This is a genomic window from Streptomyces zinciresistens K42, assembly GCF_000225525.1.
Classification (GTDB): Bacteria; Actinomycetota; Actinomycetes; order Streptomycetales; family Streptomycetaceae; genus Streptomyces; species Streptomyces zinciresistens.
Genome location: NZ_AGBF01000297.1, coordinates 1 through 5,774 on the forward strand (window position 1 = coordinate 1; position 5,774 = coordinate 5,774).

Annotated in this window: 5 protein-coding genes; all 5 read left to right on the forward strand. The window is 73.3% G+C overall.

Features of this window, described 5'->3' with window-relative positions:
• Positions 1-2,048, forward strand: a 2,048-nt coding sequence (gene infB / locus SZN_RS34890) for a translation initiation factor IF-2 (RefSeq protein ID WP_007504644.1), incomplete at its 5' end; no start/stop codon positions are given.
• Positions 2,049-2,231: 183 nt separating this feature from the next.
• Positions 2,232-2,525: a DUF503 domain-containing protein gene (locus SZN_RS34895; protein WP_007504646.1), complete on the forward strand. Its 294-nt coding sequence runs from the start codon at positions 2,232-2,234 to the stop codon at positions 2,523-2,525.
• A gap of 37 nt (positions 2,526-2,562) precedes the next feature.
• Complete coding sequence (rbfA, locus tag SZN_RS34900) at positions 2,563-3,018, forward strand: 30S ribosome-binding factor RbfA (protein WP_007504649.1); 456 nt, start codon at positions 2,563-2,565, stop codon at positions 3,016-3,018.
• Complete coding sequence (gene truB / locus SZN_RS34905) at positions 3,015-3,920, forward strand: tRNA pseudouridine(55) synthase TruB (protein WP_007504651.1); 906 nt, start codon at positions 3,015-3,017, stop codon at positions 3,918-3,920. Before rbfA ends, truB begins: the two co-directional genes overlap by 4 nt.
• A 448-nt stretch (positions 3,921-4,368) precedes the next feature.
• Positions 4,369-5,774: serine protease (locus SZN_RS34910; protein ID WP_244313476.1), on the forward strand; the 1,406-nt coding region annotated here is incomplete at its 3' end.

The following is a 5,774-nucleotide window of genomic DNA, read 5'->3' on the forward strand; positions in this document are numbered from 1 at the left end:
GTCCGGGCGGTCCCGGTGGCGGTGGCGGCGGTTTCGCCGGCCGTCCCGGTGGTCCCGGCGGTGGCGGCGGCGGCCGTCCCGGCTTCGGCGGCCGTCCCGGCGGCCCCGGTGGCCGCGGTGGCACGCAGGGCGCCTTCGGCCGTCCCGGCGGTCCCGCGCGCCGCGGCCGCAAGTCGAAGCGTCAGAGGCGCCAGGAGTACGAGGCCATGCAGGCCCCGTCGGTCGGCGGCGTGATGCTGCCCCGCGGCAACGGCGAGTCCATTCGCCTGTCGCGCGGTGCCTCGCTCACCGACTTCGCGGAGAAGATCAACGCCAACCCGGCGTCGCTCGTCGCGGTCATGATGAACCTCGGCGAGATGGTCACGGCCACGCAGTCCGTCTCCGACGAGACGCTGCATCTCCTCGCCGGCGAGATGAACTACACGGTTCAGATCGTCAGCCCCGAGGAGGAGGACCGCGAGCTGCTCGAGTCCTTCGACATCGAGTTCGGCGAGGACGAGGGCGACGAGGAGGACCTGGTGGTCCGTCCGCCGGTCGTCACCGTCATGGGTCACGTCGACCACGGAAAGACCCGGCTGCTCGACGCGATCCGCAAGACGAACGTCATCGCGGGCGAGGCCGGCGGCATCACCCAGCACATCGGTGCCTACCAGGTCGCGACCGAGGTCAACGACGAAGAGCGCAAGATCACCTTCATCGACACCCCGGGTCACGAGGCGTTCACCGCCATGCGTGCGCGTGGTGCGAAGTCGACCGACATCGCGATCCTGGTCGTCGCGGCCAACGACGGCGTCATGCCGCAGACGGTCGAGGCGCTCAACCACGCCAAGGCGGCCGACGTCCCGATCGTCGTCGCGGTCAACAAGATCGACGTCGAGGGCGCCGACCCGACCAAGGTGCGCGGCCAGCTCACCGAGTACGGGCTGGTGGCCGAGGAGTACGGCGGCGACACGATGTTCGTCGACATCTCCGCCAAGCAGGGTCTGCACATCGACTCCCTGCTGGAGGCCGTGGTCCTCACCGCGGACGCCTCGCTCGACCTGCGGGCCAACCCGAACCAGGACGCGCAGGGCATCTCGATCGAGTCCCGTCTCGACCGCGGCCGCGGTGCCGTGGCGACGGTCCTCGTCCAGCGGGGCACGCTGCGGGTCGGCGACACGATGGTCGTGGGCGACGCCTACGGCCGTGTGCGCGCCATGCTCGACGACAACGGCAACAACGTCGCCGAGGCCGGTCCGTCGACGCCGGTGCAGGTCCTGGGCCTCACCAACGTCCCGGGCGCGGGCGACAACTTCCTCGTGGTCGAGGAGGACCGTACGGCCCGCCAGATCGCGGAGAAGCGCGCCGCCCGCGAGCGCAACGCCGCCTTCGCCAAGCGCACGCGCCGCGTGTCGCTCGAGGACCTGGACAAGGTGCTCAAGGCCGGCGAGGTCCAGCAGCTGAACCTGATCATCAAGGGTGACGCCTCCGGTTCCGTCGAGGCCCTCGAGTCCTCGCTGCTCCAGCTGGACGTCGGCGAAGAGGTCGACATCCGCGTCCTGCACCGCGGTGTCGGTGCGGTCACGGAGTCGGACATCGACCTGGCGATGGGCTCGGACGCCATCGTGATCGGCTTCAACGTCCGCGCGGCGGGCCGCGCGGCGCAGATGGCCGAGCGCGAAGGTGTGGACGTCCGGTACTACTCGGTCATCTACCAGGCGATCGAGGAGATCGAGGCGGCCCTCAAGGGCATGCTCAAGCCGGAGTTCGAGGAGGTCGAGCTCGGTACGGCGGAGATCCGCGAGGTCTTCAAGTCGTCCAAGCTGGGCAACATCGCGGGTGTGCTCATCCGCTCCGGCGAGGTCAAGCGCAACACCAAGGCGCGCCTCATCCGCGACGGCAAGGTGGTCGCGGAGAGCCTCAACATCGAGGGCCTGCGTCGCTTCAAGGACGACGTCACCGAGATCCGCGAAGGCTACGAGGGCGGTATCAACCTCGGCAACTTCAACGACATCAAGGTCGACGACGTCATCGCGACGTACGAGATGCGAGAGAAGCCGCGGGCGTAACCGCAGCGGTTCGTGCCGGCCGACGGGACTCCGGTCCCGTCGGCCGGCACGCCGTTCGGGCCGTGGTCCGCGGTGCGGAATATCCGTCGATCGTTCCGCCTGCTTCGATGTACCGTTCTGATGTCCCCGCCCGACCGGTCGGCGGGGCCGTCGATCCCGGGCCGGCGGGTGAACCGGTTGCACATGTATGTGGGGACTCTGTCCTTCGACCTGCTCCTCGGTGATGTCCACTCACTGAAGGAGAAGCGCTCCCTCGTCCGTCCGATCGTGGCCGAACTCCAGCGCAAGTACGCGGTGAGCGCGGCGGAGACGGGGCACCAGAACCTCCATCGCAGGGCCGAGATCGGGCTCGCGATGGTCTCCGGGGACACGGGACACCTCACCGACGTACTGGACCGCTGCGAGCGGCTGGTCGCCGGGCGGCCCGAGGTGGAACTGCTCTCCGTTCGACGCAGACTCCACAGCGACGAAGACTGAAGCAAGCAGCAAGAGAAGTGACGAAGGAGACGGACCAGTGGCCGACAACGCGCGGGCTAAAAGGCTGGCGGACCTCATCCGAGAGGTGGTGGCCCAGAAGCTGCAGCGCGGGATCAAGGACCCGCGGCTCGGCTCGCACGTCACCATCACGGACACCCGGGTCACGGGTGACCTGCGGGAGGCGACCGTCTTCTACACCGTGTACGGCGACGACGAGGAGCGCGCGGCCGCGGCCGCCGGGCTGGAGAGCGCCAAGGGCATCCTCCGCTCGGAGGTCGGCCGTGCCGCGGGCGTGAAGTTCACGCCGACCCTCGCCTTCGTCGCCGACGCCCTCCCGGACAACGCGCGCACCATCGAGGACCTCCTCGACCGGGCGCGCCAGTCCGACGAGAAGGTGCGCGAGGCGTCCGCGGGCGCCGAGTACGCCGGTGAGGCGGACCCCTACCGCAAGCCCGGCTCCGAGGACGAGACGGACGGCGACACCGCGGAATGACGCAGAAGCACACCACGCCCGACGGCCTTGTCATCGTCGACAAGCCGTCGGGCTTCACGTCGCACGACGTGGTCGCCAAGATGCGGGGCATCGCGCGCACCCGCCGCGTCGGGCACGCCGGCACCCTCGACCCGATGGCGACGGGCGTCCTCGTCCTCGGTGTCGAGAAGGCGACCAAGCTCCTCGGCCACCTCGCCCTGACCGAGAAGGAGTACCTGGGCACCGTCCGCCTGGGGCAGACCACGCTCACCGATGACGCCGAGGGCGAGACCACGGGCTCCACGGACGCCTCGAAGGTCACCCGCGACGGCATCGACGCCGGGATCGCGCTGCTGAGCGGCGACATCATGCAGGTGCCGTCCAAGGTCAGCGCCATCAAGATCGACGGGGTGCGCTCCTACAAGCGGGCCCGCGAGGGCGAGGAGTTCGAGATCCCGGCCCGCCCGGTCACCGTCTCCTCCTTCTCGGTGCACGACGTCCGCGAGGCCGTCGCCGCCGACGGCACGCCCGTTCTCGACCTGGTGGTGTCGGTCGTCTGCTCGTCCGGCACCTACATCCGCGCCCTCGCCCGGGACCTGGGCGCCGGCCTGGGCGTCGGCGGCCATCTCACCGCGCTGCGCCGCACCCGGGTCGGCCCGTACAAGCTCGACTCCGCGAGGACGCTGGAGCAGTTGCAGCAGGAGCTGACCGTGATGCCGATCGCCGAGGCGGCCGGTGCGGCGTTCCCGCGCTGGGACATCGACGCCAGACGGGCCCGGCTGCTTGCCAACGGGGTCCGCCTCGACATGCCCGACGTGTACGCGGGCGCCGGCTCGGTCGCCGTCTTCACGCCCGAGGGCCGGCTCCTCGCGCTCGTGGCGGAGCACAAGGGCAAGGCCAAGAGCCTCGCCGTGTTCGGCTGAGACCTGCGGACACCGGCCCGTGGAGCAGCGGGTCACGGGGTACTGCGCCGCCCGCCGCTCCACGGTCCCCCTCGGTTCCCCCACCTGTGAGGTCTATCCATCCGCGCCCCTCTGTTCACCCGTCCGTGCAGGCGCTCGGAGTGAACCGCGGGGGTGGAAGGGGGCGCGTTCGCCTCGCGATCTGTCCCGTTGATCACCGCCCGCCTACCGTCGACAGGGCAGGTGGACGCGGGTGCGTGAGGGGACGGGTGCGGGCGGGGTGAACGCGGTGGCGGGGCGGGGCCCGTGGGCGGACGGCGACCGCCGGGTGCGCGAGACGGCGTGGGCGGCGGGAGCCGTGGCGGCCGTGAGCGGCGCGGGCGGGACGGGCGGCGGGAGCGGCATCGCGGCCTCACGGGGGCCGGTGCGCACCGGCGGGGCGGACGGCTCCCGCGCGCGGGACGCCGCCATGGTGCGGATCCACGACGCGGCCGGCCTGCTCCGCGGTGTCGGCTTCGTGGCCGACCACCGCGGCACGGTCGTCACCTGCCACGAGGCCGTCGCCGGCCGGCCCGGCCTCGTCCTCCGGCCCGGCGACGGCCGCGGCCGCACGGTCTGCGCCACGTCTGTGACCGAACTGCCCGGCCTGGGGCTGGCACTCGTGCGCGCCGAAGGGCTGGGCGCGGCCCCGCTGCCGGTGAGCGCGCGGGAGGGGGTCGCCACCGGCGCGTACGTCAGGATCGCGGCGGACGGCTGGCGCGAGGCCCGGGTGCTCGGACCGTCCTGCGGCCCCGGTCCGGCCCCAGTCGGCTCCCGCGCCCTGGAACTGGCCATCGGCACCGCCGGCCGGGACGCGCTGCGCTCCGGCGGCGCCCGCGCGGCCGGCGGGCCCGTCCTCGACGCCGAGACCGGCGCGGTCGTCGCCGTCCTCGGCGCCCCGCGCCCCGCCCACGACGACGCCGTCCGCGCGGTGCCGCTGCGCCCCGCGCCGGACGGCCCGTTGACCGAGCTGCTCACCGAGAACGCGGCGACGGTACCGGCCTACGGCGCCGATCTGAACCTTGCGGGCGTCCTGGAGCTGACGGCCACCTCGGTCGGCCAGGACGGACCCGCCGGGTCCCCGGCGCGCTGTCGCGACGGCGCGCGGACCGGGCGAGCCGCGGACATCGCCCCGGTCGAACGTGCCGTGATCGCACGGGAGTTGCTCGCCTTCGGGACGAGCGGGGCAGTCGTGCTCGGCCTGGTCGGCGTCCCCGGCAGCGGCCGTACGACCGAGCTGGCGGCCCTCGCCGCCCGCCGTCTGCACGGCCGCGCACCCGCGCCCACGCTGTGGCTGCGCGGCGCCGACCTCCGCCAGGGCGACGGCTCGATCGCCGACGCCGCCCGCCGCGCGGTGGGCCGAGCCGCCCGTATCGTGGCCGCGTCCACCGGCCGCGGCCCCCTGGGCGACCTCGCGCCGGAGCGCCTCGCCCGGCACTCCCTCGCCGCGGGCCGCCCGCTGCTGCTGTTGCTGGACGGCCCCGAGGAGATGCCGCCCGCGCTCGCCCACCGGCTCCCCGAGTGGACCGAGGGCACCGCCGAGTGGCTGCGCGCGACGGGCACCCGGCTCGTTGTCGCCTGCCGGCCCGAGTTCTGGGAGCGGGCGGGCGCGGAGTTCCCCCCGGAGCTGCTGTACGGCTCCGCGCGGCAGGAGCCCGCACGGCGGTTCCCGCGCTGCGTGCCCCTGGACGGGCTCAGCCGTGCCGAGGCCGCGCGGGCACGCGCCCGCTACGGCATCCCGGACGGCGTGCTCCGGGACGCCGACGCGCGACACCCCCTCACCCTGCGCCTGCTGTCCGAACGTGGTCGGCCGGGGCAGGCCGGGGCGGCCGGGGG